Source organism: Kitasatospora sp. NPDC056651, from assembly GCF_042792155.1.
Taxonomy (GTDB): domain Bacteria; phylum Actinomycetota; class Actinomycetes; order Streptomycetales; family Streptomycetaceae; genus Kitasatospora.
This window is the reverse complement of the sequence record NZ_JBHTWX010000054.1, coordinates 1-17963: the sequence shown is the minus strand read 5'-3', so window position 1 is coordinate 17963 and position 17963 is coordinate 1. Positions and strand designations below refer to the sequence as shown.

The window sequence follows — 17963 nt, the reverse complement described above, 5'->3', positions numbered from 1 at the left end:
AAGGCATTGCGACGCAGGGTGGCAGACCCTTTCCCCGGCCCGTACGGGACCGTTCAGCGCTGTCCGGCGGCGGCCAGCGCCCCGTCGGTGAGACGGTAGACCGTCCACTCGTCCATCGACACCGCGCCGATCGACTTGTAGAAGTCGATCGAGGGCTGGTTCCAGTCCAGGACCGACCACTCGACCCGGGAGTAGCCGCGCTCGACGGCGATCCGGGCGAGCTCCAGCAGCAGCGCCTTGCCGTGGCCGCCGCCGCGGGCCTCCGGGCGGACGTACAGGTCCTCCAGGTAGATCCCGTGGGTGCCGCGCCAGGTCGAGAAGTTGCGGAACCAGAGCGCGAAGCCGACCGGCTCGCCGGTGGTCCCGTCCTCGGCGATCAGGCCGAACAGCGCCGGGCTCTCGCCGAACAGGGCGTCGTGCAGCTGGGCCTCGGTGGCCTTCGCCTCGTGCAGGGCCTTCTCGTAGTCCGCGAGTTCACGGATCATGGCGTGGATGACGGGGACGTCGCTGGCGACGGCGGTGCGGATCATGACTGTGAGCCTACTGCTCGGGACCGGTCTCGTCCCAGGCCTGGACGGAGGTCTGGTCGACGATCCGTCCGTCCCGCAGGTCGGCCATCGAGGACATCAACACCCGGACGCCGTCCGGGTAGCGACAGGATTCCAGGAAGGCGACGTGGTCGCCCTGGACCACCACCTGTTCCAGCTTGTGGGTCATCTCGCGGCCGTAGACGTCGTCCAGCATGGCGCCGATCTCCGCCCGCCCGTGCATCACCAGGGGGTGGCTGGGCTGGGTCTTGCGATCGACCATGCGCAGTTCGGCGTCCTCGGCGTAGAGCGCCAGGAGGGTTTCGGCGTCGCCGTGTTCGATGCCCTCGCGCAGTGCGCGGGCGTCGAAGGCGGCGGGGCCCGCCACGGTGGTCATGATCTCGCTCCTCCGGTCGGGTTCCGTCGGTCCGTACCTTGAGCGTACGCCCGGCCGTCCGGTCGGAGGAGCGCGGTCGGCGGTCGGTCAGCGGGCCGGCACGGTGCGCAGGTACTCGGCCAGCGCGCCGATCGCGGCCGGGTTGCGCGGGCTCTCCACCAGGTCGACGTAGTCCATGACGAAGATCCGGTCGTTCCTGACCGCGGCGACGTCGGCCAGCGGCGGGAAGGACTTGAGGAACCGGCGCTTCTCCTCGGCGCGGGGGGTCGCGTAGTCGTTGATCACGATCACCTCCGGATCGAGCCGCACCACGCTCTCCCAGCCGGCCGTGAACCAGGTGTCGGCCCGGTCGCCCATGATGTTGCCGCCGCCGGCCCGGGTGATGATCTCGTTCGCGGCGGCGAACTTCCCGGCGGTGTACGGCTTGTCCTGCCCGCTGTCGTACAGGAAGACGGACGGGTGGCGCTCGGGCCGCGGGACGGCGGCGATCCGCGCCTTGAAGTCGGCGATCAGCTTGTCGGAGCGGTCCTTGACGTCGAAGATCTCGCCGAGGTTGGCCAGGTCGGTGTAGAGCGCCTCCAGCGGGTCCATCACGCCGCGCTCGGCGCCCTTGCCGCTGCGGCAGGACTCGCTGAGCACGTACGAGTCGACCCCGAGCGCCTTGAACGCCTGCGGGGTGACGCCGGTGCCCTCGACGAAGCCGTAGTGCCAGCCGGCGAAGACCAGGTCGGCCTTGGCGTCCAGCGCGATCTCCTTGGTGAGCACCTTCTTGGAGAGCCAGGTGGTCTGCTGGTAGCCGTCCTTCCAGGCCACCGCGTCGATCTTCCCCTTGTCGTCGGGCATCACGTAGCCGGCCATCCGGTCGGCGAGGCCGAGCGAGAGCATCAGCTCGGTGATGTTGACGTCGTTGGTGACCACCCGGGCGGGCTTGTGGTCGAAGGTGAGCTTCTCGCCGCAGTTCTCCACCGTCACCGGGTAGTGGGCGGAGCCGGCGGCGGCCTCCTCGGGGGCGATCTCGGCGCCGCAGGCGGTGAGTCCGAGGGTGAGCAGGGCGGTGGCGGCAACGGCCTTGGTGCGCACGGTGGTTCCTTCGGGGGGCTGGTCAGGCGGAGGGGGCGAGGCGGTCGAACAGCAGCTGGAGGGCGCCGGTCTCCGGGTGCCGCACCGGGGTGGCGCGGACGCCGAACACCTCGGCCAGCAGGGCGGGCCGGAGCACCTCGTGGGGCGGGCCGGAGGCGACGATCCGGCCGGCCCGCAGCACGTACAGGAGGTCGCAGTGGCTCGCCGCCAGGTTGAGGTCGTGCAGCGCGGTGACCACCGTCGGTCCGGCCTCGCGGGCGAGGGCCAGCACCTCCAGCTGGTGCGCGATGTCGAGGTGGTTGGTGGGTTCGTCCAGCACCAGCAGCCGTGGCTCCTGGACCAGCGCGCGGGCGAACAGCACCCGCTGCTTCTCGCCGCCGGACAGGCTCAGGAAGCCCCGTTCGGCGAGGTGCCCGGCGCGGACCTTGCGCAGGGCCTCGGCGCAGCGCTCCTCGTCGCCGTCGGCCGGGGCGCCGAAGCCGCGGCGGTGCGGCAGCCGGCCCATGGCGACCACTTCGGCGACCGTGAAGTCGAACTCGGCGGAGTGCTCCTGGGTCAGCGCGGCCACCCGCCGGGCCGTCTCGCGGGCGGTGAGCGCGTGCAGGTCGTCGCCGGCCAGCCGGACCGCGCCGCCGGCCGGCTTGAGCACCCGGTAGACGCAGCGCAGCAGGGTCGACTTGCCGCTGCCGTTCGGTCCGACCAGTCCGACCACCCGGCCGGCGGCGGCGTCCAGGCTCACCTCGTGGACCAGCCGGGTGCCGGCCAGCTCCACCGAGACGGCGTCGACGGCGAGGTCCTCGCCCGGGCCCCGGGCCCCGGTCGGGTCGGTCATCCGGTTCATCCCGTTCAGCCGGTTCATCGGGCGGCTCCGAAGGCCTGGCCGCGGCGGCGCATCATCAGCAGGAAGGCGGGCACGCCGAGCACCGCGGTGAACACCCCGACGGGCAGTTCGGCGGGCGCCAGCAGGGTGCGCGAGGCGATGTCCACCCAGACCAGCAGCAGGGCCCCGGCGAGCGGTGCGATCACCAGCACCCGGCGGTGCCCGGCGCCGACCAGCATCCGCGCCAGGTGCGGCATCAGCAGCCCGACGAAGCCGATCGCCCCGCTGACCGCGACCACGGTGCCGGTCACGGCGGCGGTCACCACGAACAGCTCGCGGCGCAGCCGGTCCGGGTCCACGCCGAGCGAGGCGGAGGTCTCGTCGCCCATGGCGAGCGCGTCCAGCCGGCCGGCGGCGCAGCCCAGGTAGGCGAGGCCGGCCAGCACGGTGGCGGCGGCGATCGGCACCGAGCCCCAGGTGGCGCCGCCGAGGCTGCCGAGCAGCCACATCATGGCGTCCCGGGCGGCCTCGCCGCGGTCGGCGGCGAAGACCATCAGGGTGGTGGCGGCGGAGAAGCCGTAGGACAGGGCGGTGCCGGTGAGCACCAGGCGCAGCGGGGTGAGCCCGTACGCGGTGCGGGCGGCGAGGTAGACCAGGGTCATGGCGACGAGCGCGGAGCCGAAGGCGGAGGCGGAGATCGCCCAGACCCCGAGCGAGGCGAAGGCGCCGAACAGCAGGACGGCGTTGGCGCCGACGGCCGCGCCGGAGGAGATGCCGAGCACGAAGGGGTCGGCCAGGGAGTTGCGCACCAGGGCCTGGACGGCGGTCCCGCAGGCGGCCAGCCCGGCGCCGACCACCGCGGCCAGGACGGTGCGCGGCAGCCGGATCTCCCAGACGATCGCGTAGGCGGCGGCCTCGTCCGCGTCCAGCCGGCCGCCGGTGAGCCCGGCGCCGAGCAGCCGCAGGACGCGGGACAGGCCGATCCCGGAGGAGCCGAGGGCGACCCCGCAGACCAGCGAGAGCAGCAGCGCGGCGGCGAGGCCGGCGGCGAGCGGGGCGACGGGTATTCGACGGGTGGGCGGGCCGGCTGCACGGTTCACGGGTGCGCGGTTCACGGGTGGCGCCTTGCCTCGGGCCGTGGGTGCGCCGGGGCGGGCGCGGACCGCGGGGGTGCCGGGGCGCCGTTCCCCTCGCAGTCCGCGGCGAGTTGTCGGGAGGTCGAGCGGCCGGGGGCGATCGGGCTGGCACGGCCGTCCGGGCTGGTACGGGCCGTGCTCACCGTTGCGGGTCAGCGCCGGATTCACACCGGACTTCCCCCTCGGACGCCTTGGCAGCATAACAGCCGCTCAGGCCAAGCGACCCTTACCGAGGGCGGGTCGGACGTGAACGCACGACCGCCCCCGTCCGACGGTGCGGACGGGGGCGGCCGGGTGGCGACGCGTCAGGCTCAGGCCTGCTTGGTCTCCCAGAAGATCTTGTCGACCTCGGCGATCAGGTCCAGCAGGGCCTGGCCGGTGGCCGGGTCGGTGGACGCCTTGGCGGCCGAGGCGGCCTTCAGGGTGTCGTTGATCAGCTGGTGCAGCTGCGGGTACTTCTCGAAGTGCGGGGCCTTGAAGTAGTCGCTCCACAGCACCGAGATGTGGTGCTTGACGGCCTCGGCGCGCTGCTCCTTGATGATGATGGCGCGGGCGCGGAAGTGCGGGTCCTCGTTGGCCTGGTACTTCTCCTGGGTGGCCTTGACGGACTCGGCCTCCAGCTTGGCCTGCGCCGGGTCGTACACGCCGCAGGGCAGGTCGCAGTGGGCGTGGGCGGTGGCGCGCGGTGCAAACAGACGAGAGAACATGGGAGTCCTTCCTTAGATCGTCTTCCCGCGCCTGAGATTACCCTTCCGCCCTCCCGGTTTCGCGATCGGGCGGTGGGCCCAGGGCCAAAGGCGGACCCGGAACCGTGCCAATTCGGGCATCGAACAGATGACGGTCCGTACGGCAGACTGGGGGCGGGCCGATCGGAGGAGGAGTCGTGGCGCGGAGCACGCGACCGGAGGACGGTGAACCGGGTGGCGTGCTGCCGTTCGGGCTGGTCGACGTGGCGGGGCCGTCGATGGTGCCGACCCTGCGCGAGGGCGACCAGCTGCTGGTCCGCTACGGCGCACCGATCCGGCCGGGCGCGGTGGTGGTCTTCCGGCACCCCTTCCAGCAGGACCTGCTGGTGGTGAAGCGGGCCGCGGAGCGCCGGGCCAGGGGTTGGTGGCTGCTCTCCGACAACCGTCCGGTGGACAGCGACAGCCGCAGCTACGGTGCGGTCCCGGACGAGCTGGTGCTCGGCCGGGCGCTGCTGCGGCTGCGTCCGAGCCCGGCCTGGCTGGCGCCGGGCCGCCGGCTGGAACGGCTGCTGCTCACCCCGCGACTGGCCCGGGTGCCGGGCCTGGCCCGCCGGCTGGGCGCCTGGGTCGACGCGGCCGACACGCCGTAGGGCATCTCGACCCGGACAGGACCTGGGCGCGGGCTAGGCGCGGGCCGCGGCCTCCGCCTCCTGGCGCTTGCGGGCCCGGTAGGCGGCGACGTTGGCGCGGGTCGCGCAGCGGTCCGAGCAGTAGCGGCGGGAGCGGTTGGTCGAGGTGTCCAGGTAGGCGTTGCGGCAGGGCGCGGCCTGGCAGATGCCGAGCCGGTCGGCGCCGAGTTCGGTCAGGTGGACGGCCAGGCCCATGCAGGCGACCGCACTGAAGTGCGCGGTGGCGGTGGCGGAGTTGTCGGCCAGGTGCAGGTGCCAGCGGGGCCGTCCGGCGTCGTCCAGGTAGTCGTGCCCGGAGATCAGCGGGCTGACCGGGTACTCCATCAGCAGGCTGTTCAGCAGGTCGACGCCGCGGATCTCGTCCCCCTCGGCGGCGGCCTCGAAGACCCCGCGCAGCCTGGTGCGCACCGCCCGCAGCCGGGGCAGGTCGGACTCGTCGGCGAGCGCGGCGGCCCGCGAGGAGTCGGAGAACAGTCCGCGCACCGCCTCGACCGAGGTCAGCGTGTCGGTGCCGCGCTCGGGCTCCTCGGTGTTCACCAGCCGAACGGCGAGATCGGCGTACGCGGCGAGCTCCACAGGGGTCCTTCCAGGTTCGGTAACAGGCTGACAGCCTCCAGCCTATTACCTGGGCGGAGAAAACGTCGGGCCCGGCAGGTCAGGCCTGCCGGGCGCCGACGGTGGGGCTCTCAGAGCACCTTGGACAGGAAGGCCCTGGTGCGCTCGTGCTGGGGGTTGGTGAGCACCTCGCGGGGGGTGCCGGACTCGACCACCACGCCGCCGTCCATGAACACCAGCGCGTCGCCGACCTCGCGGGCGAAGCCCATCTCGTGGGTGACGACCACCATGGTCATGCCCTCCTCGGCGAGGCCGCGCATGACGTCGAGGACGTCGCCGACCAGCTCCGGGTCCAGCGCGGAGGTCGGCTCGTCGAAGAGCATCAGCTTGGGCTTCATGGCCAGCGCGCGGGCGATCGCCACGCGCTGCTGCTGGCCGCCGGAGAGCTGCGAGGGGTAGTTCTTCGCCTTGTCGGCGAGGCCCACCCGCTGGAGCAGGGCCATGCCGTGCTCGCGGGCCTCGGCCCTGCTCTCGCCCTTGACCTGGACCGGGGCCTCCATCACGTTCTCGATGGCGGTCATGTGCGGGAACAGGTTGAAGCGTTGGAAGACCATGCCGATGTCGCGCCGCTTGACGGCGACCTCGCGGTCCCTGAGCTCGTACAGCCGGTCGCCCCGCTGCTGGTAGCCGACCAGCTCGCCGTCCACCCAGAGGCGGCCGGCGTTGATCTTCTCCAGGTGGTTGATGCACCGCAGGAAGGTCGACTTGCCGGAGCCGGACGGGCCGATCAGGCAGAACACCTCGCGCTGCCTGACCTCCAGGTCGATGCCCTTGAGCACCTCGGTCAGCCCGTAGGACTTGTGCACGTTCTCGGCGCGGACCATGGGCTCGGCGGACGCGGCGGCGTCGGCGGGGGGCTTGGTCGGATCGGTCATGCGGGACCACCTCCGTCGTGCCCCGGGGCGGTGCGGGGGGACGTCCCGGGGGCGGCGGGCTTCCCGGCGAACAGGCCCCGGAGCCGCTGCAGCGGGGTGGGCGGGAGGGTGCGGTTGGAACCCCGGGCGTAGTAGCGCTCCAGGTAGTACTGGCCGATGGTCAGCACGGAGGTGAAGAAGAGGTACCAGAGGCTGACCACGATCAGCAGCGGGATGTTCTGGTAGTTGCGGGAGTAGATCACCTGGCCGGCCCGGAAGATCTCCTCCAGGGAGATCACCGAGACCAGCGAGGTGGTCTTGAGCATCGAGATGGTCTCGTTGCCGGTCGGCGGGATGATCACCCGCATGGCCTGCGGCAGGACGATCCGGCGCATCGCCTGGAACCGGCTCATGCCGAGCGCGTGCGCGGCCTCGGCCTGGCCCTCGTCCACCGACTGGATGCCGCCGCGGACGATCTCCGCCATGTAGGCGGCCTCGTTGAGGCCGAGGCCCAGCAGCGCGGCGACGAAGGTCGGGATCAGCACGTTGGTCTGCTGGGACCAGAACTCCGGTCCCCACGGGACACCGATCGACAGCTTGGCCCAGATCAGGCCGAGGAAGTTCCAGAACACCAGCTGCACCAGCACCGGGGTGCCGCGGAAGACCCAGATGTAGACCCAGGCGACGCCGGCCAGCAGCGGGTTGGGGGACAGGCGCATCACCGCGAGGACGATGCCGCCGACCACGCCCATGAGCATGGCGAGCACGGTCAGCTCCAGTGTGACCAGCAGGCCGTGCATGATGCTGGCGTGGAACAGGTACTGACCGACGATGTCCCACTTGAAAGCGGGGTTGGTGAAGAGGGCGCTCAGCAGCATCGCCGCGAGCAGGGCGATGACGACGGCGCCCGCCCAGCGTCCGGGGTGGCGGACGGGGACGGCCCGGATGGTGTCGGGCCGTCCCTTCTCCGCCGTCCCCTTGTCCAAAGAGTTCACGGTGTGGCCTCGGGGGAGAAGATGGAGCGTACGAGGGTCAGTGGCCGGCGGCGACGCTGTTGATCACCGACTTGTCGATGGCGCCGGCCTCGACGCCCCACTTGGTGAGGATCTGCTTGTAGGTGCCGTCGTCGATCAGCGACTGGACGGCGCCCTGGATGGCGGGGGTGAGCTTGGAGCCCTTGGCCAGGGCGACGCCGTAGGGGGCCACGCCGTAGGTCTCGCCGACCTTCTCCAGCTGGCCGCCGGACTGCTTGACCGCGTAGTCGACGACCTGGGAGTCGGCCATCATCGCCTGGTCGCGGCCGGAGACCACGGCGTTGGTGACGTCCGTCTGGAGGTCGAACTTGTCGCCCCCGTTCTGGATGCCCGGCTTGCCGGCCTTGACGCAGTCCGGGTCGCGGGTGTCGTTGATCTCGTCGGCCTGGGTGGTGCCGGTCTGGACGGCGACCTTCTTGCCGCAGAGGTCCTTCGGGTCGATCTTCTCCGGGTTGCCCTTCTTCACCGCGACGGCGCTGCCGGAGTTGAAGTAGGTGACCATGTCGACGACTTCCTCGCGCTCCTTCTTGTCCGTGAAGGAGGACATGCCGAGCTGGAACTTGTTCGACTGGATGCCGGGGAGGATCGCGGTGAAGCCGGAGTCCTGGACCTCGGCCTTCAGGCCGAGCTTGGCGGCGATGGCGTTGGCCAGGTCGACGTCCATGCCGATGACCTTGCCGCTGTCGTCCTTGAACTCGTCCGGCGCGTACGAGGCGTCCGCGCCGATCAGGAGCTTGCCGGCCGCCTTGACGTCGTCCGGGACGAGCGAGGCGAGCTTGGGGTCGGCCTTGACCTCGTTGACGGTCGCGGAGGCGTTGGGGGCGCCACTGCCTTCGTCCTTGCTGCTGCTGCTGCAAGCGGTCAGCGCGAGGGAGAACGAGGCGGCGACCAGGCCGGCCGCGAGGAGTCGGTTGCGCTGGGTACGGGCGCTCATGAGGGGGATCTCCATCCTGGGGGAGAGAGGTCGGGCGGAGCGCGCCGCGGGAGCGGCGCACCGGAAACGGCGAACCGGACGGTTCGGTACGTTCGTGTCGTCGTACGTCGTCGTACGTGCAGGCCGGGTCGTGCAGTTGCCCGGGCGCGTGGGACGCCGTCCGGGGTTTTACGAGGTACTGCTTCCGCCACCCTCCGCCGAGGTGGACGTCGACCGAACCGCCTCGACCATGGGCCGACTCGATCGGAGATGGGGGGAATCCTGCCATCTGATGACACCCAGGTGGCCCTCATCCAGATCAAAATCGGATAACGAGGGGTCGCGCTGTCCGCTATTCGGACCCATCCCGTGGCCCTGTCACTGTGCGCATAGGTATGCGGACCGGACTGTTCCGTCCCGCCCTGCCGGGCCCGGCCGCCGGTGTGTCAGAATCGTCACCGGGTGACCCCCGAACGCTCGAACCAGACCGACGAGCCCCGACAGGCTCGGGGTGTCCAGGAACGGAAGTCTCACGCGGCTCCGTATCCGGAACGCCCGACTCCCCTTCGGATCTGCGTTCACCCCCGCGGGTGCGCGTGCGCTCATGCCGTCGCCGCCGCCGGGGTCCGGTGCTTCCGACGCCGGACCTCCGTGACGCGACAGCGCGGCGATGAACCGTACGTGACGAGGACGAAAAGGCATAGGTGCGATGCCGTCGTCCGACCTACGCTCGGGCGGGAAGCACAACACGGACAACACCAGACCCCATAACACCCTCATTCGAGGGCGCCGCCCGACGGCTGCGCCCCGACCCTCGTCCCGGGTCCGCTTCGGCGTACCCGGTTTCCGGTTTCCGGACGGGGTCGCCCGTCCGTCGGTCGCGTGCCCTCGCCAGATCACTGACGAAGAGGTCATCGTGGCAGCGGAGATCATCAGCAGCATCCAGGACACCGACGATCCGGTCGACGCGGTTTTCGCGCTCCACCGCGGCGGCAAGATGGAGATCCGGGCGACCGTCCCGGTGCGCGACGCGGACGACCTGTCCCTCGCCTACACCCCCGGTGTCGCCCGGGTCTGCACGGCCATCGCCGAGCAGCCGGAGCTGGTCAACGACTACACCTGGAAGTCCAACACCGTCGCGGTGGTCACCGACGGCACCGCGGTGCTGGGTCTCGGTGACATCGGCCCGCAGGCCTCGCTGCCGGTGATGGAGGGCAAGGCCATCCTGTTCAAGCAGTTCGGCGGCGTGGACGCGGTGCCGATCGCGCTCGACTGCACCGGGGTCGACGAGATCGTCGAGACCGTGGTCCGGCTGGCGCCCTCCTTCGGCGGCGTCAACCTGGAGGACATCTCCGCCCCCCGCTGCTTCGAGATCGAGCGCCGGCTCCAGGAGGCCCTGGACATCCCGGTGTTCCACGACGACCAGCACGGCACCGCGATCGTCAGCACCGCCGCCCTGTGGAACGCGGCGAAGGTGACCGGCCGTGAGATCGGCTCGCTGCGGGCCGTCATCTCCGGCGCCGGCGCGGCCGGCATCGCGATCGCCAAGATGCTGGTCGCGGCCGGCATCGGCGACGTGGCCGTCTGCGACCGCAAGGGCGTGGTGTACGAGGGCCGCGGCGACCTGACCGACGTCAAGGCCGAGATCGCCGCGCGGACCAACCGCACCGGCCTCAAGGGCTCGCTGGCCGACGCGCTGGCCGGCGCCGACGTGTTCATCGGCGTCTCCGGCGGCACCGTGCCGGAGGAGGTCGTCGCGACCATGGCCGAGGGCGCGTTCATCTTCGCGATGGCCAACCCCACCCCGGAGATCCACCCCGAGGTCGCGCACAAGTACGCCGCCGTGGTCGCCACCGGCCGCAGCGACTTCCCGAACCAGATCAACAACGTGCTGGCCTTCCCGGGCATCTTCGCGGGCGCCCTCCAGGTCCGCGCCTCCCGGATCACCGAGGGCATGAAGCTGGCCGCCGCCAAGGCCCTGGCCGGCGTGGTGGCCGACGAGCTGACGCCGCAGAAGGTCATCCCCTCGCCGTTCGACGAGCGGGTCGCGCCGGCGGTCACCAAGGCCGTCGCCGAGGCCGCCCGGGCGGAGGGCGTGGCGCGGATCTGACGATCCGACCGCACAGTCGGCAAACGGCCCGGGGCCGGGACACGCGTCACACCGCCGCGTGGTTCCCGGCCCCGGGCCGTCGCGGCTATCGTCCGGTGGCATGTTCGCTGCCTACGCCGCACGTATCGACGCCGCCGACCCGCTGAGCGGGCTGGAGCTGGGCGACCTCCCCGAGCCGCAGGCCCGTCCCGGCTGGAGCGTGGTCACGGTCCGGGCCGCCAGCCTCAACCACCACGACCTGTGGTCGCTGCGCGGGGTCGGCCTGCCCGCCGAGAAGCTGCCGATGATCCTCGGGTGCGACGCCGCCGGCGTCGACGAGCACGGCAACGAGGTGGTCCTCCACTCGGTGATCGGCCAGAGCGGCCACGGCGTCGGCCCCGACGAGCCGCGCTCCATCCTGACCGAGCGCTACCAGGGCACCTTCGCCCAGCGGGTCGCGGTGCCCACCTGGAACCTGCTGCCCAAGCCCGCCGGGCTGAGCTTCGAGCAGGCCGCCTGCCTGCCCACCGCCTGGCTGACGGCCTACCGGATGCTGTTCACCAACGCCGGGGTCAAGCCCGGCGACACCGTCCTGGTGCAGGGCGCGGGCGGAGGGGTGGCGACCGCGCTGATCGTCCTCGGCAAGGCGGCCGGCCTGCGGGTCTGGGTCACCGGACGGGACGAGGCCAAGCGAGCCCGGGCGGTGGAGCTCGGCGCCGACGCGGCCTTCGAGAGCGGCGCCCGGCTGCCCGAGCGGGTGGACGCGGTGCTGGAGACGGTCGGCGCGGCGACCTGGTCGCACTCGGTGAAGTCGCTGCGCCCGGGCGGCACCATCGTCATCTCCGGGGCCACCTCCGGCCCCAACCCCGGCTCCGTCGAGCTGAACCGGATCTTCTTCCTGGAGCTCAAGGTGGTCGGCTCGACCATGGGCACCAAGGAGGAACTGGCCGGGCTGCTCGCGTTCTGCGCCAACACCGGCGTCCGGCCGGTGATCGACTCGGTGCTGCCGCTGGCCGAGGCCCGGGAGGGCTTCGCCCGACTCGCCAAGGGCGACGTCTTCGGCAAGATCGTCCTCACGCCCTGAACGGCGACGGCCCGGTGCCCACCGCGAGGGGGGGCACCGGGCCGTCGCCGGACCGCCGGCTCAGCCGAGCAGCCGCTTGAGACGCTCGCCCGCGGCGCCCAGCACCGCGCCGGCCTCGGCCAGCCCGGCCGGGCTCACCCCGCCGTCCCGGGCCGCGTCGCGGACCTGGTCGCGGAAGCGGTCGAGCAACCGCTCCAGCTCGCGGGCCGGGTCCCCGGCCGGGTCGGTGCGGGCCCACGACGGCAGGTCGGCCGGGGCGCCGGGCCCGTCCTCGTCCAGGTCGATCCGGGTCACGGTGACCCGCTCGGCCGGCTCGGCGGGCTCGGCGGGCTCGGCGGGCTCCTCCGCGCCGTGGCCCCAGCGGGCCGCGTCGGCCAGCCCGGCCAGGCCCTTGGTCAGCTCGGACAGGCCCTCGGCCAGTCCGGTCGGCCAGTCACCCTTGGCGGCGTGCTCGCGCACCTGCTGTTCGACCCGGCGCTTGATCCGCAGCGCCTCCTGCTGGGCCGCGGTGCGCGAGGCCTTGGCCTGCTCGCGCAGCCGGCGGGCCTCCTCCTCGGCGGCCTTCGCCTTGGCCTTGGCGGCCTTCTCCTGCTCCCGGGCGCGCTTGGCCTGCTCCTTGGCCTGCTGCTTGAACTGGGCGAACTCCTCCTTGGCGCGCTGCCAGGACTCGTTGTCGCCCCACGGCCCGGCCCACGGGTCACCGGCCCGCTCGGCGCGCTCCGGCCCCGGCGCCTGCTTGGCGGCGCTCCACAGCTCCTCGCGCAGGTCCTTGGCACCCTCCCGGACGTCCTCCCGGATCGCCCCGGCGAGCTGCGCCACGGAGTCGTGGATCTCCAGCTCCAGCTCGTTCAACTCGCTCTGCCGGGCTTCGAGTTCGGCGCGGCCCGGGTCGGTCAGCCGGTACACCTTGCGACCGCCCTCGGTGGTGTGGGTGACCAGGCCCTCCTGCTCCAGCTTGGCCAGCCGCGGGTAGACCGTCCCGGCCGAGGGGGCGTACAGGCCCTGGAAGCGCTCCTCCAGCAGCCGGATCACCTCGTAGCCGTGTCGCGGGGCCTCGTCCAGCAGCTTCAGCAGGTAGAGCCGCAGCCGGCCGTGGCCGAACACCGGGGTCATCTCAGGCCTCCTTGGTGAGGTTCGGGGTGCCCGGACCGGCCGGGAGCTCTTTGACCACGACCGGGCCCTCGTCCTCCGCGTCGGGGCGGCGCAGCACGGTGACCGCGCCGGAGACGGTGGTGACGTTGAGGCTGCCGCGGCCCTCGCCGAGCCGGCCGGAGATCTTCTTGGCGCCCCAGGTGCTGCTCATCTGGAGCTGCTCGAAGGTGCTGGAGACGTCGCCGCTGGTGGAGCCGGCCTCGACGGTGGCGTCGGCGAGCGAGGGGATGCGGACCACGACCGGGCCGCTGACGGTGTTGACCTTGACGTCGGTCTCGCCGGCCACGTCGAGGTCCAGGGTGACGGCGCCGGTGACGGTGTTGGCCTGGACCCGGTCGGCCGTGCCGGCGATGACGGTGAGCTGCCCGGAGACGGTGTTGACCTTGAGCACGCCGCCCACCGCCTGGGCGTCCACGTCACCGGTGACGGTGGAGGCGTCGATCCGGCCGGTCACCCCGGCGAGGGTGGTGTCGCCGTTGGCGCTCTGCACCGAGACGTGCCCGGAGACCCCGGTGACGGTGGCGTCGGCCGACACGGTGCCGACCTTGACCTCGACGTCGGTGGGGACGGTCACCGTCACGCCGGCGATCCGCTTGCGCTTGAAGCTGCCGAAGAAGTTCTTCACCGAACCGACCGACTTGAGCCAGTCGCCGAACTCGCCCCAGCTGTTGATGTCCTTGTAGGTGACCGTCAGGACGCCGTCCACCAGGGTCACGTGCAGGGGGTCGCCGACCAGCTCGGTGACCTCCAGGCGGGTCGGGCCGTCGGCCGCCACCACGTTCACCGTGCCCTCGATGGTCCGCACGTGGAGCGCGCGCACCGGCTCGTCGAAGGTGATCCTCTCGGTGCCCTCGACCGTCCACTGGCTCATCTCTGCCGCCTCCCGTTGTCGATCGCGATGTATCGCGTTCTCTTTTAAAGACGATATATCGCGTGCGGGCGGAGTCAAGCGTGCCCGCCCCCGATCCCGACCCCGAACCGACCCCGATCCCGCCCCTACGGGTGGCCGGTCCCGGACATGCGTGAGGCCCGGGAGGCGGTTGCCTCCCGGGCCTCACGGCGGCGTTCACCGGGTCACTCGTCGTCCTCGTCGTCGAGCCGCGCCAGCCAGGTGGCCAGCCGCTCGACCGGGACCTCGAAGTCCGGGTTGAGGTCCACGAAGGTGCGCAGCTGCTCGGCCAGCCACCCGAGGGTGACCTCCTCCTCGCCGCGCCGGTTCTCCAGCTCCTCGATGCCTCGGTCGGTGAAGTACACGGTTCGCTCCGGTCGGATGGGGATTGACCTGGTCAGGATAGACGGGTCGGCTCGCCCGCCAGGTGCCGACGGCGACCTTGACGGCCCCGCCCTCCCGGTGGGGAGAGCGGGGCCGCGGGCGTTCGAACAGCGGGGCCTCGCGCGTCAGAGCGCGAAGACCTCCTCGACCAGCGCCTGCTGCTCGGCGGCGTGGCGCTTGGCCGAGCCGACCGCGGGCGACGAGGCCGCCGGGCGGGCGACACGGCGCAGGCGGGCGTCGCCGCCGCTGCGGCCGATGACGACCTGGAGGTGGTCGACCAGGTTCATCGCGATGAACGGCCAGGCACCCTGGTTGGCCGGCTCCTCCTGGGCCCAGACGAACTGGACGTCGTCGCCGTAGCGGGCCAGCTCCTCCTGGAGCTCGGCCACCGGCAGCGGGTAGAGCCGCTCGACCCGGACGATCGCGGTGTCGGTGACGCCGCGCTCGGTGCGGGCCGCCGCCAGGTCGTAGTAGAACTTGCCGGCGGTGATGACCACCTTGCGGACCTGCGCCGGGTCGACGGTGGAGTCGCCGATGACCGGGCGGAACGAGCCGGACAGGAACTCCTCGGCCGCACTCGCCGCGGCCTTCAGACGCAGCATCGACTTCGGGGTGAAGACGACCAGCGGCTTGTGGTGCGGGTTGTGCGCCTGCCAGCGCAGCAGGTGGAAGTAGTTCGACGGCAGGGTCGGCATCGCGACCGTCATGTTGTCCTGCGCGCACATCTGCAGGAAGCGCTCCGGGCGGGCGGACGAGTGGTCCGGGCCCTGGCCCTCGTAGCCGTGCGGCAGCAGCAGGGTGACGCCCGAGTGCTGGCCCCACTTCTGCTCGGCGGAGGCGATGTACTCGTCCACCATGGTCTGCGCGCCGTTGACGAAGTCGCCGAACTGCGCCTCCCACATGACCAGCGCGTTCGGGCGGGTCAGCGAGTAGCCGTACTCGAAGCCCATGGCCGCGTACTCCGACAGCAGGCTGTCGTAGACGGTGTAGCGGGCCTGGTCCTCGGTGAGGTACTGCAGCGGGGTGTAGTCCTCGCCGGTCTTGCGGTCGATCAGGACGGCGTGCCGCTGGCCGAAGGTGCCGCGGCGGCTGTCCTGGCCGGCCAGGCGGACCGGGTGGCCCTCCATGAGCAGCGAGCCGATGGCGAGGGTCTCGCCCATCGCCCAGTCGATGGTGTTGTCCTCGACCGAGGCGGCGCGGCGCTGGAGCTGCGGCAGCAGGCGCGGGTGGACGGTCAGCCAGTCCGGGTGGTTGACCTGCGAGGCGGCGATCCGCTTGACCATCTCCTGGGAGATGCCGGTCCGGATGGTGACCGGGAAGTCGGCGACCGGCTTGCCGGCGGTGGCGTCGGCCGGCGTCTGGGCCGCGTCGCGGACCTCGGCGAAGACCTTCTCCAGCTGGCCCTGGAAGTCCTGGAGCGCCTGCTCCGCCTCTTCCATGGTGATGTCGCCGCGACCGATCAGGCCCTCGGTGTACAGCTTGCGCACCGAGCGCTTCTTGTCGATCAGGTCGTACATCAGCGGCTGGGTGAACGACGGGTTGTCGGCCTCGTTGTGACCGCGGCGGCGGTAGCAGATGAGGTCGATCACGACGTCCTTGTGGAACGCCTGGCGGAACTCGAAGGCGAGCCGCGCGATGCGGACCACGGCCTCCGGGTCGTCGCCGTTCACGTGGAAGATCGGGGCCTCGATCATGCGGGCCACGTCGGTGCAGTACATCGAGGAGCGGCTGCTGGCCGGGGCGGCGGTGAAGCCGACCTGGTTGTTGACCACGACGTGCACGGTGCCGCCGGTGCGGTAGCCGCGCAGCTGCGACATGTTCAGGGTCTCCGCGACGACGCCCTGGCCGGCGAAGGCCGCGTCGCCGTGGACCTGGATCGGCAGCACCGGGAAGGTCGTGCCGCCCTGGTCCAGGATGTCCTGCTTGGCGCGGGCGATGCCCTCGACGACCGGGTCGACCGTCTCCAGGTGGGAGGGGTTCGCGGCCAGCGAGACCTTGATGGTCTCGCCGTCCAGGCCGGTGAAGGTGCCCTCGGAGCCCAGGTGGTACTTGACGTCGCCGGAGCCGTGCATCGACTTCGGGTCGAGGTTGCCCTCGAACTCGCCGAAGATCTTGCCGTACGGCTTGCCGACGATGTTGGCCAGCACGTTCAGGCGGCCGCGGTGGGCCATGCCGATGACGGCCTCGTCCAGGCGGTGCTCGGCGGCGGCGTCGATGGTCGCGTCCAGCAGGGCGATCAGCGACTCACCGCCCTCCAGCGAGAAGCGCTTCTGGCCGACGTACTTGGTCTGCAGGAAGGTCTCGAAGGCCTCGGCCGAGTTCAGGCGGCGGAGGATCCGCAGCTGCTCCTCGCGCTCCGGCTTCGCGTACGGCTTCTCCAGGCGCTCCTGCAGCCACTTGCGCTGCTTCGGGTCCTGGATGTGCATGTACTCGATGCCGACGGTGCGGCAGTAGGTGTTGCGCAGCAGGCCGAGGATGTCGCGGAGCTTCATCATCTTCTGGCCGCCGAAGCCGCCGACCGCGAACTCGCGCTCCAGGTCCCACAGGGTGAGGCCGTGGGTGGTGACGTCCAGGTCGGGGTGCTTGCGCTGCTTGTACTCCAGCGGGTCGGTGTCGGCCATCAGGTGGCCGCGGACCCGGTAGGAGTGGATCAGCTCGATGACGCGGGCGGTCTTGTTGACCTCGTCGTCGTGGGTGGTGGCGACGTCGGTGGCCCAGCGGACCGGCTCGTACGGGATCCGCAGCGACTCGAAGATCTCGTCGTAGAAACCGTTCTCGCCGAGCAGCAGGCGGTGGATCTCGCGCAGGAACTCGCCGGACGCCGCGCCCTGGATGACGCGGTGGTCGTAGGTCGAGGTCAGCGTCATGATCTTGGAGACGCCCAGGCGGGACAGGGTCTCCGGGGCGGAGCCCTGGAACTCGGCCGGGTACTCCATGGCGCCGACGCCGACGATGGTGCCCTGGTTCTGCATCAGGCGCGGCACGGAGTGCACGGTGCCGATGCCGCCGGGGTTGGTCAGCGAGACCGTGACGCCGGTGAAGTCGTCCATGGTCAGCTTGTTGGCGCGGGCCCGGCGGACGATGTCCTCGTAGGCCTGCCAGAAGCCGAAGAAGTCGAGGGTCTCGGCCTTCTTGATGGCCGCGACGACCAGCTGGCGGTCACCGTTCGGCTTGACCAGGTCGATGGCCAGGCCCAGGTTGACGTGCTCCGGCTTGACCAGGAAGGCCTTGCCGTTCTCCACCTTGTAGCTGTAGTTCATGCCCGGCGCGGCCTTGACGGCCTGGACCAGGGCGTAGCCGATCAGGTGGGTGAAGGAGACCTTGCCGCCACGGGCGCGCTGCAGGTGGTTGTTGATGACGATGCGGTTGTCGATCAACAGCTTCGCCGGCACGGCGCGGACCGAGGTCGCGGTCGGCACCTCCAGCGAGGCGTCCATGTTGGTGGCGACGGCCTTCGCCGGGCCGCGCAGCTGGACCAGCTCGGGGCCGGCGGCGGCGTCGGTGGCGGGCGCGACCGGAGCCGGGGCGGCCTTGGGGGCCGGCGGCGCGGCGGGCGCGGCGGCGAGCGGCGCGGGAGCGGCGGCCGGAGCCGGGGCAGCGGCCGGAGCCGGGGC

Annotated in this window: 17 protein-coding genes and 1 riboswitch; of the genes, 3 read left to right on the top strand and 14 right to left on the bottom strand. The window is 71.6% G+C overall.

What is annotated here, in order from left to right; all coding sequences use genetic code 11:
* Positions 1 to 53 precede the first annotated feature (53 nt).
* The 6 genes from ACFRAR_RS21420 to sodN all read right to left on the bottom strand — a co-directional run bounded on the left by ACFRAR_RS21420 (position 54) and on the right by sodN (position 4667).
* Positions 54 to 530 carry a GNAT family N-acetyltransferase gene (locus ACFRAR_RS21420; protein WP_380699708.1) on the bottom strand — a complete coding sequence of 159 codons (477 nt, stop codon included), beginning with the start codon at positions 528 to 530 and terminating at the stop codon, positions 54 to 56.
* A gap of 10 nt (positions 531 to 540) precedes the next feature.
* On the bottom strand, positions 541 to 924 hold the full coding sequence (locus tag ACFRAR_RS21415; protein ID WP_380699707.1) for a nuclear transport factor 2 family protein: 384 nt from the start codon (positions 922 to 924) through the stop codon (positions 541 to 543).
* 87 nt (positions 925 to 1011) lie between these two features.
* Positions 1012 to 2004 carry an ABC transporter substrate-binding protein gene (locus ACFRAR_RS21410; RefSeq protein ID WP_380699706.1) on the bottom strand — a complete coding sequence of 331 codons (993 nt, stop codon included), beginning with the start codon at positions 2002 to 2004 and terminating at the stop codon, positions 1012 to 1014.
* Between the two features lie 22 nt (positions 2005 to 2026).
* Positions 2027 to 2836: an ABC transporter ATP-binding protein gene (locus ACFRAR_RS21405; protein WP_380699737.1), complete on the bottom strand. Its 810-nt coding sequence runs from the start codon at positions 2834 to 2836 to the stop codon at positions 2027 to 2029.
* A 23-nt stretch (positions 2837 to 2859) separates the two neighbouring features.
* Positions 2860 to 3924 (bottom strand): FecCD family ABC transporter permease, encoded by a 1065-nt coding sequence (locus ACFRAR_RS21400; protein ID WP_380699705.1) that lies wholly within the window; start codon positions 3922 to 3924, stop codon positions 2860 to 2862.
* 109 nt (positions 3925 to 4033) lie between these two features.
* A riboswitch (cobalamin riboswitch) is annotated at positions 4034 to 4183 on the bottom strand.
* Between the two features lie 88 nt (positions 4184 to 4271).
* Positions 4272 to 4667, bottom strand: coding sequence for a superoxide dismutase, Ni (gene sodN / locus ACFRAR_RS21395; protein WP_045699892.1), 396 nt, complete (start codon positions 4665 to 4667; stop codon positions 4272 to 4274).
* Between the two features lie 176 nt (positions 4668 to 4843).
* Between sodN and sodX the strand changes: the two genes are divergently transcribed.
* The gene (gene sodX / locus ACFRAR_RS21390; RefSeq protein ID WP_380699704.1) at positions 4844 to 5296 is read left to right on the top strand and encodes a nickel-type superoxide dismutase maturation protease; all 453 of its coding nucleotides are present in this window, start codon (positions 4844 to 4846) and stop codon (positions 5294 to 5296) included.
* 33 nt (positions 5297 to 5329) lie between these two features.
* Here the strand turns inward: sodX and ACFRAR_RS21385 are convergent, their stop codons facing one another.
* The 4 genes from ACFRAR_RS21385 to ACFRAR_RS21370 all read right to left on the bottom strand — a co-directional run bounded on the left by ACFRAR_RS21385 (position 5330) and on the right by ACFRAR_RS21370 (position 8772).
* Positions 5330 to 5911: a CGNR zinc finger domain-containing protein gene (locus ACFRAR_RS21385; protein ID WP_380699703.1), complete on the bottom strand. Its 582-nt coding sequence runs from the start codon at positions 5909 to 5911 to the stop codon at positions 5330 to 5332.
* Between the two features lie 110 nt (positions 5912 to 6021).
* The gene (locus ACFRAR_RS21380) at positions 6022 to 6825 is read right to left on the bottom strand and encodes an amino acid ABC transporter ATP-binding protein (protein ID WP_380699702.1); all 804 of its coding nucleotides are present in this window, start codon (positions 6823 to 6825) and stop codon (positions 6022 to 6024) included.
* On the bottom strand, positions 6822 to 7799 hold the full coding sequence (locus tag ACFRAR_RS21375; protein ID WP_380699701.1) for an amino acid ABC transporter permease: 978 nt from the start codon (positions 7797 to 7799) through the stop codon (positions 6822 to 6824). The genes ACFRAR_RS21380 and ACFRAR_RS21375 overlap by 4 nt, the downstream gene beginning before the upstream one ends.
* Before the next feature lie 37 nt (positions 7800 to 7836).
* The gene (locus tag ACFRAR_RS21370; RefSeq protein WP_380699700.1) at positions 7837 to 8772 is read right to left on the bottom strand and encodes an ABC transporter substrate-binding protein; all 936 of its coding nucleotides are present in this window, start codon (positions 8770 to 8772) and stop codon (positions 7837 to 7839) included.
* Between the two features lie 895 nt (positions 8773 to 9667).
* On the opposite strand from ACFRAR_RS21370, the gene ACFRAR_RS21365 reads away from it, so the two are divergent.
* Entirely contained in the window at positions 9668 to 10861 is a 1194-nt protein-coding gene (locus ACFRAR_RS21365) for an NADP-dependent malic enzyme (protein ID WP_380699699.1), read from the top strand.
* Positions 10862 to 10961: 100 nt separating this feature from the next.
* Entirely contained in the window at positions 10962 to 11924 is a 963-nt protein-coding gene (locus ACFRAR_RS21360) for a zinc-binding dehydrogenase (RefSeq protein WP_380699698.1), read from the top strand.
* 60 nt (positions 11925 to 11984) lie between these two features.
* On the opposite strand, the gene ACFRAR_RS21355 is transcribed toward ACFRAR_RS21360, so the two are convergent.
* The 4 genes from ACFRAR_RS21355 to ACFRAR_RS21340 form a co-directional block, all read right to left on the bottom strand.
* Complete coding sequence (locus tag ACFRAR_RS21355; protein ID WP_380699697.1) at positions 11985 to 13037, bottom strand: PadR family transcriptional regulator; 1053 nt, start codon at positions 13035 to 13037, stop codon at positions 11985 to 11987.
* A 1-nt stretch (position 13038) separates the two neighbouring features.
* Positions 13039 to 13947 carry a DUF4097 domain-containing protein gene (locus ACFRAR_RS21350; RefSeq protein ID WP_380699696.1) on the bottom strand — a complete coding sequence of 303 codons (909 nt, stop codon included), beginning with the start codon at positions 13945 to 13947 and terminating at the stop codon, positions 13039 to 13041.
* A 203-nt stretch (positions 13948 to 14150) separates the two neighbouring features.
* Complete coding sequence (locus ACFRAR_RS21345; RefSeq protein ID WP_049649445.1) at positions 14151 to 14330, bottom strand: DUF6104 family protein; 180 nt, start codon at positions 14328 to 14330, stop codon at positions 14151 to 14153.
* Between the two features lie 144 nt (positions 14331 to 14474).
* The coding region (locus ACFRAR_RS21340; RefSeq protein WP_380699695.1) for a multifunctional oxoglutarate decarboxylase/oxoglutarate dehydrogenase thiamine pyrophosphate-binding subunit/dihydrolipoyllysine-residue succinyltransferase subunit at positions 14475 to 17963 on the bottom strand (3489 nt) is incomplete at its 5' end.

Coding starts and splice junctions, on each gene's coding strand:
- ACFRAR_RS21370 (WP_380699700.1), bottom strand. CDS start 8,772: ATGAGCGCCCGTACCCAGCGCAACCGACTCCTCGCGGCCGGCCTGGTC.
- sodN (WP_045699892.1), bottom strand. CDS start 4,667: ATGTTCTCTCGTCTGTTTGCACCGCGCGCCACCGCCCACGCCCACTGC.
- ACFRAR_RS21360 (WP_380699698.1), top strand. CDS start 10,962: ATGTTCGCTGCCTACGCCGCACGTATCGACGCCGCCGACCCGCTGAGC.
- ACFRAR_RS21350 (WP_380699696.1), bottom strand. CDS start 13,947: ATGAGCCAGTGGACGGTCGAGGGCACCGAGAGGATCACCTTCGACGAG.
- ACFRAR_RS21420 (WP_380699708.1), bottom strand. CDS start 530: ATGATCCGCACCGCCGTCGCCAGCGACGTCCCCGTCATCCACGCCATG.
- ACFRAR_RS21355 (WP_380699697.1), bottom strand. CDS start 13,037: ATGACCCCGGTGTTCGGCCACGGCCGGCTGCGGCTCTACCTGCTGAAG.
- ACFRAR_RS21380 (WP_380699702.1), bottom strand. CDS start 6,825: ATGACCGATCCGACCAAGCCCCCCGCCGACGCCGCCGCGTCCGCCGAG.
- ACFRAR_RS21405 (WP_380699737.1), bottom strand. CDS start 2,836: ATGACCGACCCGACCGGGGCCCGGGGCCCGGGCGAGGACCTCGCCGTC.
- ACFRAR_RS21415 (WP_380699707.1), bottom strand. CDS start 924: ATGACCACCGTGGCGGGCCCCGCCGCCTTCGACGCCCGCGCACTGCGC.